Source organism: Microbacterium sp. ZW CA_36 (genome assembly GCF_044987475.1).
Taxonomy (GTDB): domain Bacteria; phylum Actinomycetota; class Actinomycetes; order Actinomycetales; family Microbacteriaceae; genus Microbacterium.
The window spans coordinates 1-23,622 of record NZ_JBJDRL010000049.1 but is presented as its reverse complement, the minus strand read 5'-3'; the positions used below and the strand labels follow the sequence as shown (position 1 = coordinate 23,622).

At 71.7% G+C, this 23,622-nt stretch carries 25 protein-coding genes; 13 read left to right on the top strand and 12 right to left on the bottom strand.

From position 1 onward, the window contains the following. Positions 1-3: 3 nt before the first annotated feature. The gene (locus ACI3KX_RS16825) at positions 4-654 is read right to left on the bottom strand and encodes a TetR/AcrR family transcriptional regulator (RefSeq protein ID WP_363354389.1); all 651 of its coding nucleotides are present in this window, start codon (positions 652-654) and stop codon (positions 4-6) included. Between the two features lie 114 nt (positions 655-768). Here ACI3KX_RS16825 and ACI3KX_RS16820 point away from each other — a divergent pair, with 114 nt between their 5' ends. Next, complete coding sequence (locus ACI3KX_RS16820) at positions 769-2,229, top strand: MFS transporter (protein WP_363354387.1); 1,461 nt, start codon at positions 769-771, stop codon at positions 2,227-2,229. A 185-nt stretch (positions 2,230-2,414) separates the two neighbouring features. Here the strand turns inward: ACI3KX_RS16820 and ACI3KX_RS16815 are convergent, their stop codons facing one another. After that, the gene (locus tag ACI3KX_RS16815; RefSeq protein ID WP_404910431.1) at positions 2,415-3,488 is read right to left on the bottom strand and encodes a C45 family autoproteolytic acyltransferase/hydolase; all 1,074 of its coding nucleotides are present in this window, start codon (positions 3,486-3,488) and stop codon (positions 2,415-2,417) included. A gap of 98 nt (positions 3,489-3,586) precedes the next feature. Between ACI3KX_RS16815 and ACI3KX_RS16810 the strand changes: the two genes are divergently transcribed. Further along, complete coding sequence (locus ACI3KX_RS16810) at positions 3,587-4,600, top strand: LacI family DNA-binding transcriptional regulator (protein ID WP_404910430.1); 1,014 nt, start codon at positions 3,587-3,589, stop codon at positions 4,598-4,600. Positions 4,601-4,682: 82 nt separating this feature from the next. Here the strand turns inward: ACI3KX_RS16810 and ACI3KX_RS16805 are convergent, their stop codons facing one another. Next, the gene (locus ACI3KX_RS16805; RefSeq protein ID WP_404910429.1) at positions 4,683-5,699 is read right to left on the bottom strand and encodes a GlxA family transcriptional regulator; all 1,017 of its coding nucleotides are present in this window, start codon (positions 5,697-5,699) and stop codon (positions 4,683-4,685) included. A 126-nt stretch (positions 5,700-5,825) separates the two neighbouring features. Between ACI3KX_RS16805 and ACI3KX_RS16800 the strand changes: the two genes are divergently transcribed. Continuing rightward, a complete protein-coding gene (locus ACI3KX_RS16800) occupies positions 5,826-6,893 on the top strand; it encodes a class I SAM-dependent methyltransferase (protein ID WP_404910428.1) in 1,068 nt (355 codons plus the stop codon). A gap of 69 nt (positions 6,894-6,962) precedes the next feature. On the opposite strand, the gene ACI3KX_RS16795 is transcribed toward ACI3KX_RS16800, so the two are convergent. Beyond that, the gene (locus ACI3KX_RS16795) at positions 6,963-8,693 is read right to left on the bottom strand and encodes an amidase (RefSeq protein ID WP_404910427.1); all 1,731 of its coding nucleotides are present in this window, start codon (positions 8,691-8,693) and stop codon (positions 6,963-6,965) included. Then, complete coding sequence (locus tag ACI3KX_RS16790) at positions 8,690-9,724, bottom strand: agmatine/peptidylarginine deiminase (protein WP_404910426.1); 1,035 nt, start codon at positions 9,722-9,724, stop codon at positions 8,690-8,692. Before ACI3KX_RS16790 ends, ACI3KX_RS16795 begins: the two co-directional genes overlap by 4 nt. Before the next feature lie 99 nt (positions 9,725-9,823). Here ACI3KX_RS16790 and ACI3KX_RS16785 point away from each other — a divergent pair, with 99 nt between their 5' ends. From ACI3KX_RS16785 to ACI3KX_RS16765, 5 genes are all read left to right on the top strand, one after another. Continuing rightward, positions 9,824-10,453: a TetR/AcrR family transcriptional regulator gene (locus tag ACI3KX_RS16785; RefSeq protein WP_404910425.1), complete on the top strand. Its 630-nt coding sequence runs from the start codon at positions 9,824-9,826 to the stop codon at positions 10,451-10,453. Beyond that, on the top strand, positions 10,450-11,385 hold the full coding sequence (locus ACI3KX_RS16780) for a phosphotransferase (protein ID WP_404910424.1): 936 nt from the start codon (positions 10,450-10,452) through the stop codon (positions 11,383-11,385). Before ACI3KX_RS16785 ends, ACI3KX_RS16780 begins: the two co-directional genes overlap by 4 nt. Before the next feature lie 5 nt (positions 11,386-11,390). Next, complete coding sequence (locus ACI3KX_RS16775; protein ID WP_404910423.1) at positions 11,391-12,092, top strand: M23 family metallopeptidase; 702 nt, start codon at positions 11,391-11,393, stop codon at positions 12,090-12,092. 85 nt (positions 12,093-12,177) lie between these two features. Beyond that, entirely contained in the window at positions 12,178-12,399 is a 222-nt protein-coding gene (locus tag ACI3KX_RS16770) for a hypothetical protein (RefSeq protein WP_349428657.1), read from the top strand. A 53-nt stretch (positions 12,400-12,452) separates the two neighbouring features. Further along, positions 12,453-13,286: an aldo/keto reductase gene (locus tag ACI3KX_RS16765; protein WP_404910422.1), complete on the top strand. Its 834-nt coding sequence runs from the start codon at positions 12,453-12,455 to the stop codon at positions 13,284-13,286. Between the two features lie 8 nt (positions 13,287-13,294). Here ACI3KX_RS16765 and ACI3KX_RS16760 read toward each other — a convergent pair whose 3' ends face one another. Both ACI3KX_RS16760 and ACI3KX_RS16755 read right to left on the bottom strand, forming a co-directional pair. After that, positions 13,295-14,041: an SDR family oxidoreductase gene (locus ACI3KX_RS16760; protein WP_404910421.1), complete on the bottom strand. Its 747-nt coding sequence runs from the start codon at positions 14,039-14,041 to the stop codon at positions 13,295-13,297. Between the two features lie 237 nt (positions 14,042-14,278). Next, entirely contained in the window at positions 14,279-15,022 is a 744-nt protein-coding gene (locus tag ACI3KX_RS16755) for an SDR family oxidoreductase (protein WP_404910420.1), read from the bottom strand. A 129-nt stretch (positions 15,023-15,151) separates the two neighbouring features. Between ACI3KX_RS16755 and sigJ the strand changes: the two genes are divergently transcribed. Together sigJ and ACI3KX_RS16745 are read left to right on the top strand one after the other, a co-directional pair. Next, positions 15,152-16,033: an RNA polymerase sigma factor SigJ gene (sigJ, locus tag ACI3KX_RS16750; protein WP_363354363.1), complete on the top strand. Its 882-nt coding sequence runs from the start codon at positions 15,152-15,154 to the stop codon at positions 16,031-16,033. A 47-nt stretch (positions 16,034-16,080) separates the two neighbouring features. Next, positions 16,081-18,222, top strand: coding sequence for a S9 family peptidase (locus ACI3KX_RS16745; RefSeq protein WP_404910419.1), 2,142 nt, complete (start codon positions 16,081-16,083; stop codon positions 18,220-18,222). A 35-nt stretch (positions 18,223-18,257) separates the two neighbouring features. Here the strand turns inward: ACI3KX_RS16745 and ACI3KX_RS16740 are convergent, their stop codons facing one another. Together ACI3KX_RS16740 and ACI3KX_RS16735 are read right to left on the bottom strand one after the other, a co-directional pair. Beyond that, positions 18,258-18,443 (bottom strand): DUF1918 domain-containing protein, encoded by a 186-nt coding sequence (locus tag ACI3KX_RS16740; protein ID WP_363354359.1) that lies wholly within the window; start codon positions 18,441-18,443, stop codon positions 18,258-18,260. A 79-nt stretch (positions 18,444-18,522) separates the two neighbouring features. Beyond that, positions 18,523-18,747 (bottom strand): hypothetical protein, encoded by a 225-nt coding sequence (locus tag ACI3KX_RS16735; RefSeq protein ID WP_308868520.1) that lies wholly within the window; start codon positions 18,745-18,747, stop codon positions 18,523-18,525. 97 nt (positions 18,748-18,844) lie between these two features. Here ACI3KX_RS16735 and ACI3KX_RS16730 point away from each other — a divergent pair, with 97 nt between their 5' ends. Then, on the top strand, positions 18,845-19,762 hold the full coding sequence (locus ACI3KX_RS16730) for an aldo/keto reductase (protein WP_404910418.1): 918 nt from the start codon (positions 18,845-18,847) through the stop codon (positions 19,760-19,762). A gap of 134 nt (positions 19,763-19,896) precedes the next feature. On the opposite strand, the gene ACI3KX_RS16725 is transcribed toward ACI3KX_RS16730, so the two are convergent. The 3 genes from ACI3KX_RS16725 to ACI3KX_RS16715 all read right to left on the bottom strand — a co-directional run bounded on the left by ACI3KX_RS16725 (position 19,897) and on the right by ACI3KX_RS16715 (position 22,273). Next, positions 19,897-20,313 carry a VOC family protein gene (locus ACI3KX_RS16725; RefSeq protein WP_404910417.1) on the bottom strand — a complete coding sequence of 139 codons (417 nt, stop codon included), beginning with the start codon at positions 20,311-20,313 and terminating at the stop codon, positions 19,897-19,899. Positions 20,314-20,464: 151 nt separating this feature from the next. Beyond that, positions 20,465-21,475: a DNA-3-methyladenine glycosylase family protein gene (locus ACI3KX_RS16720; protein WP_404910416.1), complete on the bottom strand. Its 1,011-nt coding sequence runs from the start codon at positions 21,473-21,475 to the stop codon at positions 20,465-20,467. A gap of 51 nt (positions 21,476-21,526) precedes the next feature. Beyond that, entirely contained in the window at positions 21,527-22,273 is a 747-nt protein-coding gene (locus ACI3KX_RS16715; protein ID WP_349428646.1) for a winged helix-turn-helix domain-containing protein, read from the bottom strand. Positions 22,274-22,833: 560 nt separating this feature from the next. Here ACI3KX_RS16715 and ACI3KX_RS16710 point away from each other — a divergent pair. Both ACI3KX_RS16710 and ACI3KX_RS16705 read left to right on the top strand, forming a co-directional pair. Then, the gene (locus tag ACI3KX_RS16710) at positions 22,834-23,127 is read left to right on the top strand and encodes a GNAT family N-acetyltransferase (RefSeq protein WP_349428645.1); all 294 of its coding nucleotides are present in this window, start codon (positions 22,834-22,836) and stop codon (positions 23,125-23,127) included. Between the two features lie 98 nt (positions 23,128-23,225). Beyond that, on the top strand, positions 23,226-23,465 hold the full coding sequence (locus ACI3KX_RS16705; RefSeq protein ID WP_404910415.1) for a hypothetical protein: 240 nt from the start codon (positions 23,226-23,228) through the stop codon (positions 23,463-23,465). Positions 23,466-23,622: the final 157 nt, after the last annotated feature.

Sequence of the window (23,622 nt, the reverse complement as noted above, 5' to 3'; positions counted from 1 at the left end):
AGTCTACGAGGGGGGCGGCAGGGCCGTGCCGCGCACGCCCGTGATCGCCGCTTCCACGACGGATGCCGCGAGCGCGTCGACGACGGGTGCCGGCTGCCAGCGCACGGGGCCGTGTACCGCGATCTCGGCGAAGCCGTGGACCGCCGACCAGCACGCCCACTCGGCGTAGGGTCGTCGATCGGCGGCGAGGGCCCCGGCATCCACCATCGCGTCGAGCGTGTCCATGAGCAGGCTGAACGGGGCGACGATCTCGTCGTCGAGAGTGACGATGGCGTCGCTGGCGTGGGTGTCCTGCGTGAAGAAGGCGGTCTCGAACCAGCCGGGTTCCGCGCGGGCGAAGTCGATGTACGCCAGCCCGACGCGGCGCAGGCGCTCGATGGTGGCCGCTGCGGGCGCGAGGCCGCCGGGGGTCGCGGCCACGCGAGCGGTGATCGCGGCGGCGAGGGCGAGCTGCGCCTCGCCGGCGACGGCGCGCACGAGAGCATCGCGGTCGGCGAAGTGCCGGTACGCCGCGTTGGGCGAGACGCCGGCGGCGCGGGTCGCCTCTCGGAGCGTGACCGCGCCGGGACCGCCGGTGCGCGCGAGCTGCAGTCCTTGCCCGATGAGGGCCTGTCGGAGGTCACCGTGATGATAGGTGCGCACGGGTGAAGTCATTGCGTCCTCCCGCCCGGGTGTGTACGGTGTGAACATTGCATGTGAACAGTGTCCACATCGAGCTTAGACCCTCGCTCTTCCCTCCCCGACCGAGAACACGCCTAAGGAATCGACATGAGTCAGACGAGCCCCGCAGGGCCCGCCGCATCCGACGAAGAGCTTCACGCGCAGCCCGGTCCACGGACGCTGCGCGCGTTCTACCAGGTGCTCGTCAACACGGCGCTCGCGAATGTGACCAGCAGTTTCCTGTGGTTCGCCCTGACGTTCTGGGTGTACCTCGAAACGCAGTCGGTGCTCGCCACGGCCATCATCGGCGGCTCCTACATGCTGCTCGTCGCGGTGTTCGGCGTGGTGTTCGGCGTGATCGTCGACCGCATGAAGAAGAAGGCCGTCATGCTGCTGTCGAGCATCGTGACCACGGTCGCCTATCTGCTCGCGGGCGTGATCTTCCTGACCACCCCCGAGAGCGCGCTGCTCGACTGGACCGGACCCTGGTTCTGGGCGTTCGCCGGCGTCATCCTCGTGGGCGGGGTCGTCGAGAACCTCCGCAACATCGCGCTGTCGACGACGGTCACCCTGCTCGTTCCCGCGGAGCGCCGCGATCGCGCGAATGGCCTGGTGGGCGCGGTGCAGGGCATCGCATTCATGGTGACGAGCGTCTTCTCCGGGCTGTCGATCGGTCTCCTCGGCATGGGGTGGACGGTCGCCATCGCCATCGCCGCCACCGGCGTCGCGCTGGTGCACCTGCTGTTCGTGCCCATCCCCGAGCGGGGCGTCGTCCACGTGGAGGGCGTGGCGCCTGCGGGCTTCAGCTTCCGCGGTGTGATCCCCGCGGTGATGGCGGTGCCGGGGCTGCTCGCGCTCATCCTGTTCGCGACGTTCAACAACCTCGTCGGCGGCGTCTTCATGGCCCTCATGGACCCGTACGGGCTGACACTGTTCTCGGTCGAGGCGTGGGGCATCGTCCTCGGTGTGACCAGCTTCGGCTTCATCATCGGCGGGGCGCTCGTGGCCAAGTTCGGACTCGGCAAGAACCCGGTCCGCACCTTGCTGCTGGTCAACATCGGGATCGCGCTGCTCGGCATGACCTTCGCCATCCGGGAGTGGTGGTGGCTGTACGCCCTCGGCATCCTGATCTTCATGGCCCTCATGCCGATCGCCGAGGCCTCCGAGCAGACGATCGTGCAGCGCGTCGTGCCGTATGAGAAGCAGGGACGGGTCTTCGGTTTCGCCGCGAGCGTGGAGTCCGCCGCCGCGCCGGTTTCGGCATTCCTCATCGGTCCGATCGCGCAGTTCTGGCTCATCCCGTACATGGAGTCGCCGCAGGGACAGGACACCTTCGGCTGGCTGCTCGGCGACGGCGAGGCTCGGGGCATGGCGCTGGCGTTCGTCGGGGCGAGCCTCGTGCTGCTCCTGGTCGTGCTGCTCGCGTTCGTCTCGAAGCCCTACCGCGAGCTGTCGGATGCGTACGCCGCAGCGCCCCCGTCACTGCACACGGATGATGACGAGGGCACGGATGCCGTAGCCGCGGGCGTCCGCCCGGCGGCAGACGATCTGCGCTCAGGGCTGCGCTGACGCCCGGACGGGTCGGCCGCGGCCGCTGCGATCGGCCAGGCCGGGGGCGATCTGCGCTCCGGCCTGCGCTGACCCCCGCCCGCCCGGCGCGGTGTCCCTGCGGCCTGCGGCGTTCGGCGTTGGGGTGGCACGAGTTGTGGCTACGTGCGGGGTGAAGCGACACTTCGTGACCCCTGGACTCGAGGTCAGAATCGCGTGAATCCTGCGGCCGCGGCTTCGTCGGGGCGGCCCGGATACACGTCGAGCGCGAAGCCGGCCGTGTCGACGGCGATCGTGAGCAGGGTCGCCCACTGGTCGATACGCGGCAAGGCAGGGTCGGGCGTCATGCAGATGTCCGCGTCGGCCCCCTGCCCGCCGCAGGCGGCGAGGGCGCGCGCGGTGGGGCTCAGCCCGGCGAGCCCACTGCGCACCGCGTCCAGGTGCGCGAAGCGCTCCCTCGTCGTGGAGTCGGCCGGTATCGTGTCGCCGGCGAACAGCCCGGCGTCGAGGAAGTGGTTGGTGTGCAGAAGCCACCCGTCGGCGGCGGGCTCGACGACGCCGAGGCCCGAAGGTGACAGCTCCAGCGAGGCGGCGGCGGAACCCGACGCATCTGACTCGAACACCGTCAGCACCGTCGACGCGCTCACCGTCGCGCTCGCCGCGATGCGACGCGCGTCGGCGATCGTGCGCGCTTCGTCGAGGATGCGTCGCGCGATCGCGTGCACGGGCACCCCGCCCGCGTCGGAGTCGGATGCGTGCGACAGGATGTTGAAGTGGAGGCCGAGGCCCGCGCTGTTGACGCCGATCTTGGCGGGCGTGCCGAATTCGGTGAACAGCTTCACGTCGAGACCCGCGCCCGAGGTGAACGCGAACAGCAGACCTTCCGGCACGAGGAAGTCGTGCCAGTCCCACGTCTGGATCGTCTGAGCAGCCTGGCCGGCGCCGACGTGGACCGCCGTCGAGCATTCGCCTTCCGCGCGCGGCGGCGCGGCGGCGAGGATCTCCGTGCGTGCCCCGACGGCGGCGACGTGCCACCGCTCGACCCACGCGGCATCGGCGATCGCGTCTGCCTCCGCGGCGAGTCCCGGCGCCCAGGACGCGAGCGCGGCGCTGCTGCGCTCGGCGATCCCGCGGACCTCGTCGGCCGAGACGCCGAGCTCGTCGAAGTGAGCCAGGTACAACGCCGCGGTGCGATGGAACTGCGGCGCGAACGCTGCGCCCAGCTCGCGACCGCGAGCCACCGGATCCTGGTGCGCGGATGTGGCGGTGCGAAGCTGCATGGTCTTCCTTCGGGTCATCGTGGACGGCTGGCAAGCACGCTAGAGACGTAAAACGTTTTATGCAATCCTGGTCGTCTCGAAGCCGAGGGAAGGGGGCGATGGTGTCACGTGCGGGGGTCACGATCCGCGACGTCGCGCGGCGCGCAGGCGTGTCGATCACGTCGGTCTCGCACGCCCTCAACGACAAGGGCACGATCAGCGAGAGCACGCGGGAGCGCGTGCGACAGGCGGCGGCCGAGCTGGACTATCAGGCGGATGCCTTCGCCCGCGGCATGCGCCAGGGGCGGATCGGAGTGATCGGACTCGTGATGCGTTCGCTCGATGCGCTCGGCGACTACACGCCCGACGGCGTCGACGTGTTCGTGCGCTTCGCGGGGATCCTTTCGGCGAAGGCGCTCGGCCGCGGGTGGAGCCTCACCCTCCTGCCGGACCTCACGCGCCGTCCCGTGCCCTCGATGGCGTTCGCGATGGACGGCTACGTGGTCATGAGCCCGCTCGAGGGTGACCCGGTGACCGAGTTGCTCGACGCGCGGGGGATCGCCTACGTGACCTATGGACGGGAGCCGACACGGATGGGTTTCGACAGCTGGGCGGCGGAGGACGATCGGGATGCCGCGCAACAGCTCCTGCGCCACCTCGAGGCGGCGGGGGCCGAGGAGGTCGCGCTCGTCCGCGGCACCGATCGCAACGCGTGGAACCTCGACTACACGGAGGTGTATCTGCGGTGGTGCGCGGAGCGCGCACGGGCGCCGCGGCTGTACGAGCAGCCGGAGGGCTCCGGCGTCGTCGGGGGAGAGCAGGTGGCCGATCGCATCCTCGTCGACGGACTGCCCGATGCGGTGCTGTGCCTCACCGGCCGGCACGCCGCGGGTGTGCAGCGGCACCTGCAGGACCGCGGCTTCGTGGTGCCGCGGGACGTCATGGTGGCGACCGGGTCCGACTCCGAGCACTCCCGGGCGAGCCGCCCGGCGATCACCGCGATCCAGATGAGCCCCGCCGACACCGCCGACGCGCTCCTGGACCTGCTTCAGGCGAAGCTCGACCGCGGGGGTTCGCCGGGCCCACGTCTGACGCGGTCGCGGCTGCGCCCGCGCGCCTCGACCCGATCCTGAGGGCCGGACGGCCGCGACGTCGCAGCCGGCGGATCCCCGGGCACCAGCTGTGCGGCGGGATCCGTCGCGGTCGGAGCGGCTCTCAGCGCGGATCGGTCGCGATCACCGGGACGCGGAACCGCCGGCGATAGGCGCCGGGCGGCAGGCCGGTGACCCGCTTGAACAGGCGGCGGAAGAACGCGGGGTCCTCGTACCCCACGTGCCAGCCGACCGCCTCGACCGAGTCCTCGGTCTGCTCCAGGCGCCGCTTCGCCTCCTCCACGCGGAGCCGCTGGACGTAGGCGAGCGGACTGACGCCCGTCGCCTCCGTGAAGCGCCGCTTGAACGTGCGCTCCGCGAGCCCCGACCGCACCACCAGCTGCTCGACCGGGGTGGCGATCGAGAAGTGGGTGCGTAGCCAGTCCTGGGCGTCGGCGACGACGGCATCGCCGTGGTCGGTCCGTCCTTCGAACACCATGTACGGCGCGAGACCGTCCTGGTGCCACTGCAGCGCGAACATGCGCGCGGTCTCCTGCGCGACACCGGCACCGGCGAAGCGGCCGGTGAGGTAGAGCACGAGGTCGTGCCACGTCGTGGATGCGCCGGACGTCACGAGCTCGTCGCGCGCGCCGGTCACCATGAGCGCCCGCTCCGGATGCACACGCATGTCGGGGTGCACCGCCCGCAATTGCGAGGCGTAGTCGTAGTGCACCGTGACGTCGTGGTCGTCGAAGCGGCCGGTCTCGGCGAGCAGGAAGATCCCCGAGCAGGCCGAGCAGAGCATCGCGCCCTGCTCGTGCATGCGCGAAGCCCACTCGACGAGCTCGGGGTAGCGGCCGGTCTCCCAGCCGTCCGGTCCGAGCACGATCGAGGGGACGATCACGATGTCCGTCGCGGCGATGTCGCCGACGGCCGCCGAGACCGGGACCGGCACGCCGCTCACGCCCATCAGCGGCCCCGCCTCCGCGCCGACGATCCGGGCACGGAAGGGAGCGGGCGCCGACGGGTCTCCGATCCTCATGACGGCGAACGCGTTGAGCACGTCGAGTACGCCGAACATCGTCGCGACCCCCGTGTCGGGCAGTGCGACGACGCTCACATCGAGCGTGCGTGCGGTCATCTCGGCTCCCTGGAACCACATCGTGGCACGAATGGACCGAACGAGGGTCGGGATGCCTCTGAACACAACGGCGCGGCATCCCGAGCATGGAAGCAGAAGGTCGATCGAACAGAAAGGACCGACACAATGACGACGAACACCGTCGACGAAACCGCGCTGAACGCGTTCGTGCTCCGTGCCGTGGACCACCTCGGCGCCGGCTACCTCGGGGTGATGGTGAGCCTGGGCGCACGCCTGGGGCTCTACCGGACACTCGCCGAGGCAGGCCCGCTCACCTCGCAGCAGCTGGCCGATCAGACAGGTTGCGCCGAGCGCTACGTGCGCGACTGGGCGTCCTCGCAGGCCGCCGCCGGCTACGTCGGCTACGACGCGGAAGCAGGCACGTTCTCGCTCACGCCCGAGCAGGCGCTCGTGCTGGCCGACGAGGACAGCCCCGTCTATCTGCCGCCCGCGTGGAACACGCCCGCGGCGATGTGGAGCGACGAGGCCCGGGCGCTGCACGCGTTCCGCACCGGTGAGGGCATCGCGTGGGGCGACCACGACCCCCGGCTCGCGCATGGGACGGCCGCGTTCTATCGCAACGGCTACCGCGCGAGCCTGGTGTCGCAGTGGCTGCCCGCGCTCGACGGCGTCGTGGCGGCCCTCGAGCGCGGCATCGCCGTCGCCGACGTCGGAGTGGGCCACGGGCACACGACCGTCCTCATGGCCGAGGCGTTCCCGTACTCGCGGTTCCACGGGTTCGACACGCACGGTCCGTCGATCTCGGAGGCGCGCCGCAACGCGCGAGAGGCGGGCGTGGAGGAGCGCACCGAGTTCGAGCAGGTGAGTGCGAAGGACTACGACACCCGCGGGTTCGGGCTGATCTGCTTCTTCGATGCGCTGCACGACATGGGCGACCCGGTCGGGGTGCTGCGTCACGCGGCGGACGCCCTGACGGCCGACGGCACGCTGCTGCTGGTCGAGCCGAACGCCGCCGATCGGCTGGAGGACAACTTCCACGTCGTCGGGCAGACGTACTACGCGGCCTCGAGCATGATCTGCACCGCCCATTCGATCGCGGACGGCGGGGAACTCGTGCTCGGAGCGCAGGCCGGTCCAGCCCACCTGACGGCGGTGCTGAACGAGGCGGGATTCTCGCGCGTGCGCGTGGTCGCCGAGACGCCGTTCAACCTCATCATCGAGGCGAGACGCTGACACCGACCTCGCACCGGACTCTCTCAGACGCAGGCGGCGGCTCCCCGATGGGAGCCGCCGCCATCGTCGTCAGTCGAGCTCGGGCGTGCGCGGGGGAGCGGTCCGCCGGGGGCGGAGCGCCTCGAACGCGGCGGCCCAGGCGAGCAGCTCGGGGTCGCTGTACGCGCGCCCGGCGATCGTCAGCCCGACCGGCATGCCGATGTCGTCCATCGTGCCCATCGGAACGGTGACGGTCGGGACGCCGAGGTGGCGGATCGCGAGGTTGCCGTTGGCGACCCAGACGCCGTTGCGCCAGCCGAGATCGGCGGACGCCTCGTTCACGTCCATGTCGGCGGGGCCGACGTCGGCGACCGCGGGGAAGACCACGGCGTCGAGGCCGAGGTCCGACATCCACTCCTCCAGGTCCCGGCGGCGGGTCTCCTCGAGGCCGCGCACGCCGTCCTCGATCTCGGGAATGTCGGTGAACGACGCGTACGGGTGCTCGCGCACCTGTGCGGGGTAGGTCGCGATGTCGTCGTCGAACCCGGTGTAGCGGTCGGGAAGCGCGCCGGGCGGATGCGGGAAGATCGCAACAGGGTCGACGTCGTCGAGCCGGTCGAGTGCCGGGTCTCCGTTCGCCCGCAGGAAGTCGTCCCACGCCCAGGCCGAGAGATCGACGATCTCGCGGTGCAGGAACTCCGGGCTCACGAGTCCGCGCGTCATGACGGTCGGCGCCCCCGGGCGGTCGCCCTCGTAGTTCGTCACGACGGGGAAGTCGACCTCCACGATCTCGGCGCCGGCGGACTCCAGATCGCGGCGAGCCGTCCCCCAGAGCGCGATCACCGACGCGCGGGTCTCGACGCGCGTGCCCGTCGGTCCGCCGATGCCGCCGTCGGGGTTCGTGCCGGCCTCGGCGTCGGCGTTGATGTACATCCGCGGCACGCCGAAGCGGCGGCCGGCGAGCGTCGCGCGGGCCGTGTCGGCGTCGGCCGAGCCGAGCGCCGGGTACGAACCCGGGCGCGTGGCGGCGGCATCCGGGAGCGGGATCCACGGCTGAGTGCGCCAGAAGTCACCGCGGGTCTCGGGGTCGCGGGCGACGAGCACGTCGAGGATCTCGAGCATGTCGGCCATCGTGCGCGTGTGCGGCACGACCACGTCCATGGTGGGCACGAGCGGCCAGTTGCCGCGCACCGAGATCACACCGCGCGAGGGCGTGTACGCGCACAGCGCGTTGTTCGACGCCGGCGCCCGGCCGCTCGACCAGGTCTCCTCGCCGAGCCCGAAGGCGGCGAACGACGCGGCGGTCGCGGTGCCCGAGCCGTTGGACGATCCCGATCCGAACGCCGACGTCAGGTAGTCCGCGTTGTACGGGCTCTCGGCGCGGCCGTACACGCCGCGCTGCATGCCGCCGTTGGCCATCGGGGGCATGTTGGTGAGGCCGATCAGCACGCAGCCGGCCGCGCGCAGCCGCTCGATCGAGAACGCGTCGCGCTGTGCGACGAGGTCGGCGAACGCGGGAGAGCCCGCCGCCACGGTGAGCCCCTTCGCCAGGAACGAGTCCTTCGCCGTGTACGGGATGCCGTCGAGCGGCCCGAGCGCACGGCCCTCGGCGCGCCGGACATCGGATGCCGCGGCATCGGCCCGCGCATCGGGATTGCGCACGACCACGGCGTTGAGCGCGGTGCCGGTGCCGGGCGCGTCGAACGCGTCGATGCGGGCGAGGTACGCGTCGAGGAGCTCGACGGCGGTGACGGCGCCGGACTGCAGCGCCGAGCGGAGCTGGGCGATCGTCGCCTCGACGACCGGGACGTGGCGGGTCACCGGGTCACCGCCGGCTGCTGCTGCGTGATGCAGTGGATGCCGCCGCCGCCGGCGAAGATCTGGCGGGCGTCGACGGTCACCGCGCGGCGCCCGGGGTAGGCGGCCTCGAGGATCTCCCGCGCCTGCGCGTCCGCGCGCTCCTCGCCGAAGCCGCAGGCGATCACGCCGCCGTTGACGACGAGGTGGTTGACGTAGCTGTAGTCGACGAAGCCCTCGCCATCGCGCAGCGTCTCGGGTGCGGGCAGATCGATGATGTCGAAGCTGCGGCCCGCGGCATCCGTCTGCTCCGACAGGAACGCGCGCAGCGCGCGCGAGACCTCGAAGTCGGGGTGCTCGGGGCTCTGCTGTGCGTGCAGCAGCAGGCGGCCGGGAGTCGGGATCGTCGCGACGATGTCGACGTGACCGTTGGTGCCGAAGTCGTCGTAGTCGCGGGTGAGGCCACGGGGGAGCCACACCGCCTTCGTCGCGCCGATCGTGCGGTAAAGCTCCGCCTCGACGCGCGCCTTGTCGGCGAAGCGGTTGCGGCGCGGGTCGAGCTGCACGGTCTCGGTGACGAGGATGGTGCCCTCACCGTCGACGTGGATGCCGCCGCCCTCGTTCACGAGCAGCGAGCTGACCACCTCGGCTCCCACCAACCCTGCGGTGAAGCGGGCGTGCTCGGCGGCCTCGGCCCACGACGCCCACTCGGGAGCGCCCCAGCCGTTGAAGACCCAGTCGACGGCGCCGAGGATGCCGGGGCGATCGTCGTCGACGACGAATGTGGGGCCGTGGTCGCGGAACCAGAACTCGTCGACGGGCGTCTCGACGATCTCGATGCCCGAGTCGAGCATGCGCCGCGCGCGATCGGACTTCGACGGATCGACGAGGATCGTCACCGGCTCGAAGTCTGCGACGGCGTTGGCGACGGCGCTCCACGCCGCGTAGAAGCGCTCCTGCTCGGCCGGGTCGTCGCCGAGCGTCGGCCCCTCGTTGGGGAACGCCATCCACGTGCGCTCGTGCGGATCGCCTTCGTGCGGCATCCTCCAGGCCATCGTCGCCCTCATCTCTGCTCGGCTCGCGGGGAGGTCCGGCTTCGGGTGGTCGTAATTGATCTATCGATCAATAGAGAAGATATCTATGCTGGCGAGAACATGTCAAGCACATCCTCGCGACCGCGCACCCGCAAGGCTCCCGCTGAACGCGCCGCCGAGATCGTCGCCGCGGCGACCGCGATCGCGCGCGAGCACGGTCTCAGCGCTCTCACCCTCCGCGCCGTCGCCGAGCGGGCCGGCGTCGCCTCCGGGCTCGTCGCCCACTACCAGCCGTCGATGGACGACCTCGTGGCGCGTGTGTACGCCGACCTCGTCGAGGAGGAGGTGCGCGACGTCGAGCAGGTCGTCGGCGCCATCGCCGACCCGGCGGCGCGGCTCGGCGCGCTCATCGACACCCTGATGGACGGCGCACGCGAAGAGCTCACCGTCGTCTGGGTCGAAGGGTGGGCGATGGCGCGCCGCAACGACGCGCTCGCAGTCGCGGTCCGCGCGCAGATGCAGCGGTGGCAGACGCTCGTCGAGGCGATCGTGGCGGACGGATGCCGCACCGGCGCGTTCTCGACGACCGAGCCCGGCGAGGTGGCGTGGGAGCTCATCGGCATGATCGACGGGCTCAACGCCCAGTCGCTGGCGCGCGGCACCGACACCACGCGCTTCGCCCTGCGCACCGCCCGCGCCGCCGAGGCGCTCGTGGGGGCGCGGCCCGGATCGGTTCCGGTCAACGCATGAGCCGTATCCGATGGGATGAGATCCCGCCGGCCCTCAGGGCCGCGATCGAAGACGTGCTGGGCGAGCCGGTCGTGGCGGCGCACTCGCAGCCCGGCGGCTACTCGCCCGGGTCGGCCGACCGCGTCGTCACAGCGTCCGGCCGTCGCGCGTTCGTCAAGAGCGCGGGGCTGTCGGTGAATCCCGAGACGCCCGGCATCCATCGCGCCGAAGCTGCGGTGACGGCATCCCTTCCCGAAGCCGTTCCCGCGCCGGCGCTCATCGGTTTCGTCGAGCACGAGGACTGGGTCGCGCTCGTGCTCGAAGACGTCGAGGCGCGGCATCCGTCCACCCCCTGGCAGCCGCGCGAGCTGCAGGCCGTCCTCGACGCGCTGCACGCGATGGGATCGGCGCCGCTGCCGGCTGAGGTCGCCGTCACGGAGCTGCCCGACGCGATCGCCGGCGACGCCGGGCACTGGCGGAGCATCGACACGTCGGCGATGCCGGCGCTGCCGCGCGGTCTCGACGACTTCGTCCGCGAGCACCACGAGGAGCTGACGGATGCCGCGGCCCGCGCTGTCGAGGACGTGCGAGGCGACCGGCTCGTGCACTTCGACACGCGCGCCGACAACATCCTGCTGCGCGACGACGGCACCGTCCTCCTCGTCGACTGGCCGTGGGGTGCGCGAGGCGTGCCGTGGTTCGACGCGCTGTCGCTGCTCATCAACGTCCGCTACTACGACCCCGGCGCCGACATCGAGAGACTGGTAACAGCGCATCCCGTCTTCGAGGGGATGCCGGCGGATGCCGCCACGCGCGTGCTCGCCGGGTTCGCCGGCCTGTTCCTCGGCTCGTCGCTGCGGCCTGCGCCGCCGCGGATGCCGACCCTGCGCCGGTTCCAGCGCGACCAGGCCGTGGTGACGCTGGACTGGGTGCGCGAACGCTGGGAGGGTTGAGACCCGTGGGCGAGCTCGACGATCCGGTGGTGGTGCAGTTCCCGCTCCGCGGAGAGGGCTGGATGGCCGTCACGACACCCGCCGCCCGCATCCCGAGCCACGGTGTCGACATCCTCGGGCAGCGTTTCGCCTTCGATTTCGTGCGCGTCGACGACCGGCCGGGCGTTCACGTGCACCCGGCCTCGACCTTCACCGCCTCCACCGTGGGCGGACGCACGGACGAGTGCTACGCGTGGAACGCGCAGATCCATGCGCCGTTCGATGCGGAGGTGGTGGCGACATCCGACGGCGTCGCCGAGCGCCGGTGGATCAATCCCGTCCGCGAGGCGGCGCGGATGGTGTGGAACGCCATCACATTCCGTCCCGACAGGATCCCGGCGATCCTCGGCAACCACGTGATCCTCCGCGCCGGAGACGTCTACGCGGGCTTCGCGCACCTCCGGCCCGGCACCGTGCGGGTGCGCGTCGGTGACGGCGTCGCTGCCGGCGACGTCATCGGCAACGTCGGCCACACCGGCAACTCGACATCGCCGCACCTGCACTTCCAGCTGATGGACTCCGCCGACCTCATGAGCGCGAAGGGCATCGCATGCGCGTTCGCCGCCTACGATGTGCGCGCGGACGACGGCTCGTGGCGCCGCGTGGAGCGCGGCATCCCGGGCTCGCGCGAACGCATCCGCGCGATGGACGGCGGCCCGGTGGCGTAGCGCTACCGCCTCCGGCTTCGCGCCGCAAGCCCCCTCCGCGGGAGCTCGCAGCGCCGTACTTTCGGGGCATCGAAGGGAGAACGCCATGACCACCCAGAACCCGTACCCCGGACCGATCCGCGACGACGACGACCCGATGCTCGACGACGGCACGGCCGGCGATGCCGACGGCATCCTCGACCCGATCCTCGACGCCGACGACGACCGGCCGCTCGATCCCGACTTGGACGACGACCAGCTCGACAGCGCTGCGGCCGATGAGCGCGCGGCCACCGCGGGCACCCTCGACGTCGACGATCGCCCGTGAGGCCGGGTGCACGCAACGGTGCCCGCGCGGCGGAACAGGGCCAGGATGGAGGAATGAACGCGATCCCGACCGTGATCCTGAACGACGGCGCCTGGTTCCCCGAGCTGGGCCTGGGCACCTACAACCTGCGCGGCGAGGAGGGGATCGAGGCGATGGTCGCCGCGATCGACTCCGGGTACCGCCTGCTCGACACCGCCGTCAACTACGAGAACGAGCGCGAGGTGGGCGAGGCCGTCCGTCGCAGCGGAGTGGATCGCGAGAAGCTCCTCGTCACCTCGAAGATCCCGGGGCGCCATCACGGCCGCCAGGAGGCCATCGACAGCATCAAGGGATCCCTCGACCTGCTGGGCCTGGACCGCATCGATCTGCACCTGATCCACTGGCCAAACCCCAGCGTCGGCCGGTACGTCGAGACGTGGCGCGGCATGATCGAGGCCCGCGACCAGGGTCTCGTGCGGTCGATCGGCGTCTCGAACTTCACCGAGGACCAGCTCACCGAGCTGATCGAAGAGACCGGCGTCGCGCCCGCCGTGAACCAGGTGGAGCTGCATCCGTACTTCCCGCAGGAAGCACTGCGTGCGTTCCACCGGACGCACGGCATCCGCACCGAGAGCTGGAGTCCCCTCGCACGCCGCAGCGAGCTGCTGACGGAGCAGCTCATCCATGAGCTCGCCACGGTCCACGACGTGACGCCGACGCAGGTCGTGCTGCGCTGGCACTCGCAGCTCGGCAGCACGCCGATCCCGAAGTCCGCCGACCCCGACCGCCAGCGCGAGAACGCCGACGTGTTCGGCTTCACGCTCACCGACGACCAGGTCGCCGTGATCAGCGCGCTCGAGCGCGGACGCCTCTGGGACGGCGACCCCCTCACCCACGAGGAGATGTAGCCGCCCGTTCAGGCGTCGGGAAGCGCGTCGAGCCACTCGGTGAAGGTCTGGGTGCCGCGGAGGGCGTCGGCGCCAGGCAGGAGCGCACCCGAGCGGAATGCCCGGCCGAGCGTGCCCGGCGTGTTCACGACCGGCAACGGGGCGCGATAGCCGATCGCGTGCGCGTAGCGGTGCACCATGTCGGCGAGGCTCTCCTCGCGCGGACCGCCGAGGTCGGTCGTCCGTCCTGCCGGACCCCGTTCGGCGAGGTCGACGAGGTGCTCCGCCACCTCCCGGACGGCCACGGGCTGGATACGGCCCGTCGACGCGACGTGGGCGCCGGCGTGGGTGCGATGGAACATCATCGCGGCATACTCGTGGAACTGCGTGGTGCGCAGAATCGTCCAGGGCACGACTCCGCCGGCCACCAGTCGCTCCTGCGCGAGCTTGCCGGCGTAGTAGCCGTCGGGCGCGGCTTCGGCGCCGACGATGGTCAGCACGAGGTGATGCGGCACGCCGGCGGCCCGCTCTGCGGCGAGCAGGTTCCTGGTCGCCCCGGCGAAGAACATCACCGACACGTCGGGCTTCGCCGTCACCACGTTCGTGACGTCGATCACCGCGTCGATGCCGTCGAGCGCACCGGCCAGACCGGCGCCGCTCAGCAGCTCCACGCCGGTGCGCCGCGACAGGACGACGACGTCGTGGCCGCGCCCGCGCGCGATCGCGGCGACGTGTTCGCCTGTCATCCCAGTGCCGCCGGCGATGGCGAGTCTCACGGATCCTCCTGCGCACGTGAGCACGGCGCCCCGGAGCCGACTCCCACCCAGGGTATCCGCCGCGCGCAGCCGATACGAGGGCGGGGCACGAGCGGCCCGGGCCCGCTCGGGGGAGAGTATGCGGCCGAGCGGCTCACGGCTGCGGCACGACGAGCGCACCGCCTCCGCTCGGGGTCAGGGGGCGGCAGGGCGCGCAGATACGCGCGCTTCCGTTCACGTCGCGCAGCTGCGCGCGCTTCAGTTCACGTCGCGCAGCCAGTCCGCGAACGTCTGCGTGGTCAGCACCGCATCGCTCCCCGGCAGGGCGAGGCCGGCGCGCATCGCCTTCATCTGCGCTCCCGGCAGACTCACCGAAGGGATCCATCCGCGATGGCCGGTGCGTCGCGCGTATGCCTGCACCATCTCATCCAGGGCCTCCTCACGCGGCCCGGCCAGATCGGCGGCGCGGCCCTGCGGCGCGCTGGTCGCGAGCACCGCGAGATGCGCCCCGACGTCCCGCGCCGCGACCGGCTGCACGCGCGCCCGCGGGGCGAGGTGCAGCGGTCCGAGCCGGGCCCGGTCGAACAGCTGCCCTGCGAACTCGTGGAACTGGGTCGCCCGCAGGATCGTCCACGGTACGGCTGCCACCTCGACCACCCGCTCCTGCGCGAGCTTTCCGGCGTAGTAGTCGTGCGGCATCCGATCGATCCCCACGATCGACAGCAGCAGCAGATGACGCACGCCCGCGCGCCCGGCCGCGGCGACGAGGTTGCCGGTGGCGGTCTGGAAGAACCGGATGGCCGCATCCGCCGACAGCGTCGAGATGTTCGCGGTGTCGATCACCGCGTCGACACCGTCGAGCGCGGCGTCCAGACCCGCCCCGGTGGTGAGATCGACTCCTGTGGCCCGGCTGAGCACGACGGGGTCGTGTCCGTCCGCGCGCACCGCGTCCACGACGTGGCTCCCGACGACGCCCGTTCCTCCGGCGACCGCGATCCTCATGACATCACTCCTTCCGTCCCGCCCGCTGCGGGATGCTCTCGAGATTCCGACGACGCAGCGCGCGAGAATGTGAGCGCCGGCCTCACATTCGCCTCGTGTGGGTCGTCGGATCTGTGAGAGGGGAGCCGGATGCCGCCCACCGATGAGGTCGAGAGCGAACGTCGTGCGCTGCTGGGCCTGTGCTACCGCATGCTCGGCACGGTCGCCGACGCCGAGGACGCCGTACAGGAGACCTACGTGCGCTGGCTGCGACTGTCGGACGCGGAGCGCGCCGCGATCCGCAGTCCGGGGGCATGGCTCGCGCGGGTCGCCGGTCGCGTGTGCCTCGACATGCTCGGATCGGCGCGCGCCCGCCGCGAGCGGTATGTGGGGGAATGGCTGCCTGAGCCGGTGCCGGACGACTCGCCGCTCGCGGCATCCGTGTCGGTCGATCCCATCGACAGCGTCACGCTCGACGATTCGGTGTCGATGGCGCTCCTGGTGCTGCTCGAATCGCTCACCCCCGCCGAGCGGGTCGCCTTCGTGCTGCACGACGTCTTCGGCGTGCCTTTCGCCGAGGTCGCCGAGACGGTGGGACGCAGTCCCGATGCCGTACGTCAGCTCGCCTCGCAAGCGCGGCGCCGCGTCCGGGAGCACCGCGCCGGCGCCGCCTCGCGGGAGCAGCACGACGCCGTGGCGCGCGCGTTCGCGGCGGCGACGTCGACGGGCGACCTCGAGGCGCTCGTGTCGGTGCTCGATCCCGACGTCGTGCTGCGCTCCGACGGCGGCGGACGCGTATCGGCCGCCCTGCGACCGGTTCGCGGCGCCGACCGCGTGGCGCGGTTCCTGCTGGGACTGCCGCGCCTGGAGCCCGAGGCGGTGGTCGGCCCGATCGGGACCCCGGACGGGCTCGGATTCCTCGCGACGCTCGACGACGAGCCCAGCGCCCTCGTCTCGCTGCGCGTGCGCGACGGCCGCATCGCCGACGTATACATCATGCGAAACCCCGACAAGCTGACCCAGTGGCGCTGAGGATCCGTCGTTCCGAGGTCTGAGACCGGTCGGTTAGCGTGGAGCCCATGGCGACCCCCTTCGACTCTCTGGACGACTACATCGCACTGCCCCGGGTGGAGGCGCTCGCCCTCTCGCCCGACGGGCAGACCGCCGTGCTCACGGTGGCGGCGCTCAAGAAGGACGGCACGGGCTACGAGCGCGCGCTCTGGGCCGTGCCGGCCGACGACGGGGGCGCGCCGCGACGGCTGACGCGTTCGGCCAAGGGCGAGGCGGGCGCCGCGTTCACCGCGAGCGGCGACATCCTGTTCGTGTCCGCGCGTCCCGACTCCGAAGGCGACGCCGACGACGAGTCCGGCCAGCTGTGGCTGCTGCCGGCCGCCGGCGGCGAAGCACGCCCCGTGACGCGGCTCGTGGGCGGTGTCGACGGCATCGCCGCGACCGCCGAGGCATCCGACCGCCTCGTGATCTCGGCATCCCTCCTTCCGGGGGCCGACACGCTCGAGAGCGAGGCGTCCCTGCGCGGCAAGCGCAAGGAGAAGAAGGTGTCGGCCATTCTGCACGACACCTATCCGGTGCGCTTCTGGGACCACGACCTCGGCCCCGCGGAGCCGCATCTGCTGGCGATCGACGTCGACGCGCTCGAAGACACCATCGCCGCTGAGGTCGCGGAGGCCGCAGCCGAGGATGAGCGGGCGGCCGAGGCAGCACAGCATGCCGTGCCGGGCGCGGATGCCGACCCGTCGGCATCCGATGCGGAAGTGAAGCCGTACCCCGCCACACTGCCCCGCCCGCGCGACCTGACGCCCAGGCCCGGGCGCTCGGCCGACCACGCCGACGCGGCCCTCACCCCGGACGGGACCATCCTCATCGCCTCGATCGAGCGCCGCGAGCAGCGCGCCGGCCGCCGCGTGATCGTCGCCATCGACACCGAGAGCGGCGAGCGCACGACGCTGTTCGACGAGGTCGACGTCGACTACGAGATGCCCGCCGTCAGCCACGACGGCACGCGCCTCGCGTATCTCCGCACCGTCAAGAGCACGCCGGCCGGTCCCACCGACTACGAGGTGTGGGTCGCGGCCGTCAACGGCTCCGGCGCCCGGCGCATCGCCGCCGACTGGGACCGCTGGGTGTCATCGTTCGCCTTCGCCGCCGACGACTCCGCGCTCATCGCCACCGCGGACCACGACGGCCGAGGACCGGTGTTCCGCCTCCCGCTGGACGGCAGTGCGCCCGAGCGGCTCACCGACGACGACTTCGCGTATGCCAACGTGCTGGTCGACCGCAGCACGGGCGACCTCGTCGCCCTGCGCTCCTCGTGGGTCGTGCCCCCGCATCCGGTCCGCATCTCGGGCGACGGCACGGTCACCCCGCTCGCGACGCCGGCGGCCACTCCTCGCGCACCGGGCTCGATCACCGAGGTCGAGACCACGGCCGAGGACGGCGCTCGCGTGCGCGGCTGGCTGCTGCTGCCCGACGGCGCGTCGGCCGAGGCCCCGGCTCCGCTGCTGCTGTGGATCCACGGCGGTCCGCTCAACAGCTGGAACGCCTGGAGCTGGCGCTGGGCGCCGCTGCTCGCTGTGGCGCGTGGCTACGCGGTGCTCCTGCCCGACCCGGCGCTGTCGACCGGCTACGGCCTCGACTTCATCGCCCGCGGCTGGAACAGCTGGGGTCACAAGCCCTACACCGACCTGCTCGCCATCACCGACGCCGTCGAGGCCCGCGACGACATCGACCAGACGCGCACGGCAGCGATGGGCGGCTCGTTCGGCGGCTACATGGCCAACTGGGTCGCCGGTCACACTGACCGCTTCCGTGCGATCGTGACGCATGCCAGCCTGTGGGCGCTCGATCAGTTCGCCGGCACGACCGACAGCTCGGAGTACTGGCAGCGGATCTTCACGCCTGAGGCGATGGTCGAGCACTCGCCGCACCAGTTCGTGCGCGACATCCGCACGCCGCTCCTCGTCGTGCACGGCGATAAGGACTACCGCGTGCCGATCGGCGAGGGACTGCGGCTGTGGTCGGAGCTCGCCGAGCACCACGCCGACGCGGACGGCCGGATGCCGCACCGCTTCCTGTACTTCCCCGACGAGAACCACTGGGTGCTCAAGCCGCAGCACGCCGTGATCTGGTACGAGACCGTGTTCGCCTTCCTCGCCGAGCACGTGCAGGGCGAGGAGTTCCAGCGGCCCGAGCTGCTCGGCTGAACCTCGCCGTCGACTGCCGGAGCCCGGGACGCGATTCAGGACGCGTGCCGGACTTCGCAGTCGCTTCCCGGCGACAGGATCGCCTCGTGGCCGTCGTCGAAGCGCACCACCAGCAGCGGATTCTCGCCGCTGCCGCGGACCTCGATGACCTCCCCCGCGCGTTCCGCCGCTCCCACGATGCGGCCGTGGATGACCACGCGATCGCCGACGCTCGCCTGCATGGGGACCACCTCCTGGCGCTCACCATACGACGCCCCGGACGCCAGGGGTAGAGGCATCCGCGACGGCGCGGCGGTCGGCCTAGAGCTGTGCGCCGTCGTCGTCGCGGTTCTCGAGCCCGACGCTGCGCCCGCGCCACGACTCGTAGGCCATGAGCCAGCCGATCGACACGGCGGCGGCGAGAACGACGCCCAGCAGCACGCTGCCCCAGATCAGTCCGAAGACGATCCCCAGTGTGAACAGGAGCGCCGTGCCGAGCGCCCAGCCCGAGTGCCCGCGCGTCCAGCCCTTGCGTGTCGTGGTCATGCCGAAAGCCTAGGGCGCGACAGGCGACACGGGCGCTGCGATCGTCGTGGCTCTGGGTAGGTTGGAGGTCGACGACCACGCACACGGAACGGATGTCATGACCCTCAACGTCAGCCCGCTCACCCTCGGCACCTCCGGCCTCGGACGCGACACCGTCCCGGGCTCACCCGAGGAGGAGGCCGCCGTCGCTTTCGCGGAGCAGCTCTTCGCGAGCACGCACGCGTTCCTCGACACCTCGAACAACTATGCGGGCGGACGCTCGGAGGCGGTGCTCGGCCTCGCCATCGCCCGCATCGGGACGGATGCCGCGACCCGCGTCATCTCGAAGGTCGACTGCGATCCCGAGACGGGCGCGTTCGATCGGGAGCGGGTGCTGCGGTCGTTCGACGAGACCGTGGCGCGCCTCGGCGTCGACCGCCTGCCGCTGCTGCACCTCCACGACCCGTACACGGTGACCTTCGACGAGGCGATGGCGCAGGGCGGCGCCGTGGAGGGACTCATCGAGCTGCGAGAGTCCGGCCGGGTCGACGCCATCGGTGTCGCCGCCGGGCCTGTCGGCCTCATGGCCCGCTATGTCGGCACCGGCGTCTTCGACGCGGTGCTCGTGCACAATCGGTTCACGGTGGTCGACAGCTCGGCCGAACCGGTGTTCGCCGACGCGCACGAGCGCGGGATGACGGTGTTCAACGCAGCGCCGTTCGGCGCCGGCATCCTCGCCACGGGCACGAAGGAGGGGGCGATGTACGGCTACCGCCCCGCGACGCCCGAGCTGCAGGAGTGGGTCTCGCGACTGGAACGCGTCTGCGCGTCGTTCGGCGTGAGCCTGCCCGCCGTGGCGCTGCAGTACTCCCTGCGGTCGCCCCTCGTCGACTCGACCGTGGTGGGCCTGTCGTCGGCGCAGCGCCTCACGCAGCTCGATGCCCTCGCCGCGACGCCCGTGCCGGACGACCTGTGGACCGAGCTCGAGTCGCTCGGCCCCGCGCCGTCGAACATCGACGACAGCGCCTACGCCTGACGCGGGGCCGGCGAGCGGGCCGGGCGGGGGGAGTGCTCCGAACCGAGACCGGGCTCACGTGCCGGGCGGCCGTCCGGGCTGCGCTCCGAACCTGAGCCTGGCCCCCGGCGACGCGCCGGGGGCCGGTCTCCCGCTCAGGACTGCTGCGCGTTGACCGCGACCATCCAGTCGATGCCGTAGCGGTCGGTGAGCATGCCGAACCGGCCGCCCCACGGCGGTGTGTCGTACGGCATGGTGATCGATCCGCCGTCGGCGAGCTTGTCCCAGAACCCCTGCAGCGCTGCCTCGTCGTCGCCGCTCACCGAGACCGAGATGCCGGCCGGCTTCTCGTAGGGCATGCCGGTGGGCGTGTCGGCGCCCATCAGGACGAAGCCGTCGGGGCTGGTGAGCTGCGCGTGCATCACGAGGTCGTTCTCGGCGGGATCCTGCACCATGCCCTCGTACTGGCCGAACGTGTCGATCGTGAGATCGCCGCCGAACACGGACTGGTAGAAGGTCATGGCCGCGCGGGCTTCGTTGCGGAAGGAGAGATACGGGTTGAGGCTGGGCATGTCGAACTCCTGAAGTGGATGGTGGATGCCGCGCCCGGCCGCGTGGCGGGTCCCAGTGTGGCCGGGGCCTCCGACATCCACAAGGACCCCCTACGCGGCTCAAGGGGCGGCAGCAAGCTCGCGGTTCAGGCAGGCAAGCAGGCCGCGCGGCTCAGCGGGCGCGGTGATCCTCGGGGTGCAGGCGCGGTCCGCGGCGGGGCTCGCGCACGCCGCTCGCGCCGATCAGCCGGATCACGCGCTGGCGCTGACCGGGCCAGGCGGCGAGGAGCCGCAGCATCCCGTCATCGTCGACGCGGTGTCCGGTGAGGGCGAAGCCGACCTCGTGGGCGAGGTGGTAGTCGCCGACGCTGACGGCGTCAGGGTCGCCGAGGGCCCGGATGCGGGTGTCGGCCGAGGTCCAGGGGCCGATGCCGTGCTGGCTGACGAGCACACGGTCGACTGCCTCGCCGTCCTCGGCGGCGAGCACGGTGCGCACGATGGCATCGCCGCGTCGAGCGGCTCGCACCACGGTCTTGGACTGGGGCGGCTCGAGCCCGGCGCGATGCCAGACCCACGACGGGACGTGCTGCCAGCCCTCGACGGTCGGCGGTGCGAACATCGGCGCCGGCGTCGGACCGGGCGCGCGCTCGCCGCACCAGGTGACCACGCGCCGCCAGGCGGCGAACGCCTGCATGCCCGTGACCTTCTGCTCGAAGATCGCCGCCACGAGCGCATCGAACACGAGACCCGTGCGCGACAGGCGGAGTCCGGGGTTGCGGTGGTGCGCGGCGGCGATGAGCGGATGCCGGCTCGCATCGAAGTCTGCGCCGTCGTCGTCTGCGCCGCACAGCGCGGGCAGCTGCGACAGCGCCCATTCGCGACCGGGGCCCCACGCGGCGCCGCGGATCACGCCGGGGTGGGTCTCGCGGATCGCGAGGGTGGCGATGCCCGCGGGAGTGCGGCTCACGCGCCAGATGACTGCTCCGGAGACCGACATCGTCGGGTCGCCGGCACCGCGCCGCTGGTACAGCACGGTGCGACGAAGGTCGAGCGGATGGCGTGGCCGGTACTCCGTCTCGAGCGGCCGGCCCGGATCAGGGCGGGGATCGCGAGCCGTCGCGGCTCGCCCGTCGAAGCGCTCGGCATCCCTCGTCCGAGGGATGCGCGAGAGCGAGGTGGTCATGCCGCCCACCCTACGCCCCGGCCTCCGACATCCATGCCGGGGGCGCGACGCTCAGAAGCGGTCGGGCGACGGGGTGCCGTGGCCGTAGCGGATGACGACGTCGGCGTGGCGGTCGAACCGGTAGCCGACACCGCGCACCGTGCGCACGATGTCCTCGTACCGGCCGAGCTTGGCGCGCAGGCGCCGCACGTGCACGTCGATGGTGCGCTCGCCGGGAGCGTCGTCGTCGGTCGTGCCCTGCCAGAGCGACGTGACCAGCTCGGTGCGCTCGATCGTGCGGCCCTCGCGGAGGACGAGGTACTGCAGCAGCTCGAACTCCTTGAAGGTGAAGGCCGCGGACTCGCCGTCGATGAGCACCCGCTTGCGCGAGATGTCGACGACCACGCCGCCGGTCGACGGGTCCTCCTCTTCCGGCTCCTCCTGCTTGGTGCGGGCCACGGCCGAAGGCTCGTGAAGGGCGAGGCGCACGACGTCGACGTCGCGGCCGCCGGCGCCGACCGGCGCGAGGGCGACGGTGGCGTAGGTCTCGGCGGAGGGCGCGAGCTCGGCGATCGTGCGACGCAGGGCGTCGACGAGCACGCCCAGGTTGACGCCCGATGCGGCGGCCTTGGCCTCGTCGAGGCCGACGTAGAGGGCGAAGCCTCGCGGTGCGGTGCCGGCCGGCAGAGCACGAGAGGCCGCCTGCGTGGCTTCGGCAGCCGGCGTGGCGGGTGCCTCGACCGCGGCCGGGGTGTTCACGGCGCGGAGGTGGCGGACGGGAGCGGTGGTGGGACGGTCGAGGAGAGCGGTGGTCGACATGATGATGGTCCTTGCGGGAGGAACCCGGAGAGCGGAACCGGGTTGGATGTGCTGCGGCCCGGATCGTCGGAGGCGATGAGGCCGTCGGCCGGTGGAGGCCGGTGCCCGACGTTGGGCGGTGTGCGAAGCGGATCCGGGTGCGCGTGATCGACGCACGAAACCGGTGCTTCGGGGGACTCCGTGCGATCCGTTTTCAGAAGCGGAGGAGGAGTCCGACGGGGGTCACCGTGCTAGTGGCACATTCGACAACACATGGCAACGCGACCGGCCATCATCATGCCGGCAGTCCTGTTCGCCTCCCGGGCGGACAGATACAGCGCGTTGTCAGTCATGTGGCCGATTATGACCGACTTTGTCGGAATACGTCAAATCGCACGGGTGCCGAGCCCCGATCGTTTCGGAATGTGACAGATTGCTCAATCCCCACCGCGGCGGTGCGCGCGGGTCGTCGCGGAGCGGTCTCCGGGCGCGCCGGACGCTTCCTGCGTGCACGCTGAGCGATCGCCGGAACGTCGGTCGAGATGCGTCCCAGCGGCCCCTGCCGGGCGTAGCCTGTGCGGGTGAATGAGCTGCGTTTCCAGAAAGAGACGGATGCCTCGAGGTACACACTGCACCGCGGCGACCACCTGGTCAGCGTGCTCGATTACCGGGACGACGGCCGCACCGTCGCGATGACGCGCGCCTACACCGTGCCGACGTTCCGCGGCCACGGCTACGCCGGCGAGCTGGTCGAGCGGGCTGTCGAAGAACTCGAGCGGAGCGGCGACCGCAAAGTCGTGCCGGTGTGCTGGTACGTCGCGGACTGGTTCGAGGCGAACCCCTCGCGCCGCGGCATCCTGAATCAGCGCCCGTAGCGGCCACGGGATCGCCGACAGCGGCGGATCCTCTTGTCAAGCCCATGTCGTCGAGCCCCGCGCTGACGGAGGCTGGGGGTGGACGAGAGGAGTACCCGATGGAACGTGATCGGTCTACGCAGAACGACCTGCCCGAGGGTGTCATCAACGTCGACCCCGGTGGCGGCTGGGACGAAGTGGGCGACGGCGAGTCCCGCGAGCGCAGCGCCGCGGTGACGGAAGCCGACCTGCTGACGGATGCCGCGCTGCAGCCCGACGACCCGGTCGAGGGCGAGGCGGCCCGGCAGGGTGCCGATCCCGATCTGGTGGCCGACAGCACCGAAAGCGAGGAGCCGTGATGAGCACGACGGGCAACGAGTACGAGCAGACAGGCGTGAACTACCCCGACCGCGGGGACGCCGGAGGGGCGCAGGACACCCCGGCGGCCGGCGAGCCGGTCCGCGACGAGGCGCCCGCCGCGCCGCCGGGGTGTCCTGCGCCCCTCCGGCGTCCCCG

Bases quoted from the DNA above. Each gene is read 5' to 3' on its own strand.
- ACI3KX_RS16825 (WP_363354389.1), bottom strand. From the start codon at position 654: ATGACTTCACCCGTGCGCACCTATCATCACGGTGACCTCCGACAGGCC.
- ACI3KX_RS16820 (WP_363354387.1), top strand. From the start codon at position 769: ATGAGTCAGACGAGCCCCGCAGGGCCCGCCGCATCCGACGAAGAGCTT.
- ACI3KX_RS16815 (WP_404910431.1), bottom strand. From the start codon at position 3,488: ATGCAGCTTCGCACCGCCACATCCGCGCACCAGGATCCGGTGGCTCGC.
- ACI3KX_RS16810 (WP_404910430.1), top strand. From the start codon at position 3,587: ATGGTGTCACGTGCGGGGGTCACGATCCGCGACGTCGCGCGGCGCGCA.
- ACI3KX_RS16805 (WP_404910429.1), bottom strand. From the start codon at position 5,699: ATGACCGCACGCACGCTCGATGTGAGCGTCGTCGCACTGCCCGACACG.
- ACI3KX_RS16800 (WP_404910428.1), top strand. From the start codon at position 5,826: ATGACGACGAACACCGTCGACGAAACCGCGCTGAACGCGTTCGTGCTC.
- ACI3KX_RS16790 (WP_404910426.1), bottom strand. From the start codon at position 9,724: ATGGCCTGGAGGATGCCGCACGAAGGCGATCCGCACGAGCGCACGTGG.
- ACI3KX_RS16785 (WP_404910425.1), top strand. From the start codon at position 9,824: ATGTCAAGCACATCCTCGCGACCGCGCACCCGCAAGGCTCCCGCTGAA.
- ACI3KX_RS16780 (WP_404910424.1), top strand. From the start codon at position 10,450: ATGAGCCGTATCCGATGGGATGAGATCCCGCCGGCCCTCAGGGCCGCG.
- ACI3KX_RS16770 (WP_349428657.1), top strand. From the start codon at position 12,178: ATGACCACCCAGAACCCGTACCCCGGACCGATCCGCGACGACGACGAC.
- ACI3KX_RS16765 (WP_404910422.1), top strand. From the start codon at position 12,453: ATGAACGCGATCCCGACCGTGATCCTGAACGACGGCGCCTGGTTCCCC.
- ACI3KX_RS16755 (WP_404910420.1), bottom strand. From the start codon at position 15,022: ATGAGGATCGCGGTCGCCGGAGGAACGGGCGTCGTCGGGAGCCACGTC.
- sigJ (WP_363354363.1), top strand. From the start codon at position 15,152: ATGCCGCCCACCGATGAGGTCGAGAGCGAACGTCGTGCGCTGCTGGGC.
- ACI3KX_RS16745 (WP_404910419.1), top strand. From the start codon at position 16,081: ATGGCGACCCCCTTCGACTCTCTGGACGACTACATCGCACTGCCCCGG.
- ACI3KX_RS16740 (WP_363354359.1), bottom strand. From the start codon at position 18,443: ATGCAGGCGAGCGTCGGCGATCGCGTGGTCATCCACGGCCGCATCGTG.
- ACI3KX_RS16735 (WP_308868520.1), bottom strand. From the start codon at position 18,747: ATGACCACGACACGCAAGGGCTGGACGCGCGGGCACTCGGGCTGGGCG.
- ACI3KX_RS16730 (WP_404910418.1), top strand. From the start codon at position 18,845: ATGACCCTCAACGTCAGCCCGCTCACCCTCGGCACCTCCGGCCTCGGA.
- ACI3KX_RS16725 (WP_404910417.1), bottom strand. From the start codon at position 20,313: ATGCCCAGCCTCAACCCGTATCTCTCCTTCCGCAACGAAGCCCGCGCG.
- ACI3KX_RS16720 (WP_404910416.1), bottom strand. From the start codon at position 21,475: ATGACCACCTCGCTCTCGCGCATCCCTCGGACGAGGGATGCCGAGCGC.
- ACI3KX_RS16715 (WP_349428646.1), bottom strand. From the start codon at position 22,273: ATGTCGACCACCGCTCTCCTCGACCGTCCCACCACCGCTCCCGTCCGC.
- ACI3KX_RS16705 (WP_404910415.1), top strand. From the start codon at position 23,226: ATGGAACGTGATCGGTCTACGCAGAACGACCTGCCCGAGGGTGTCATC.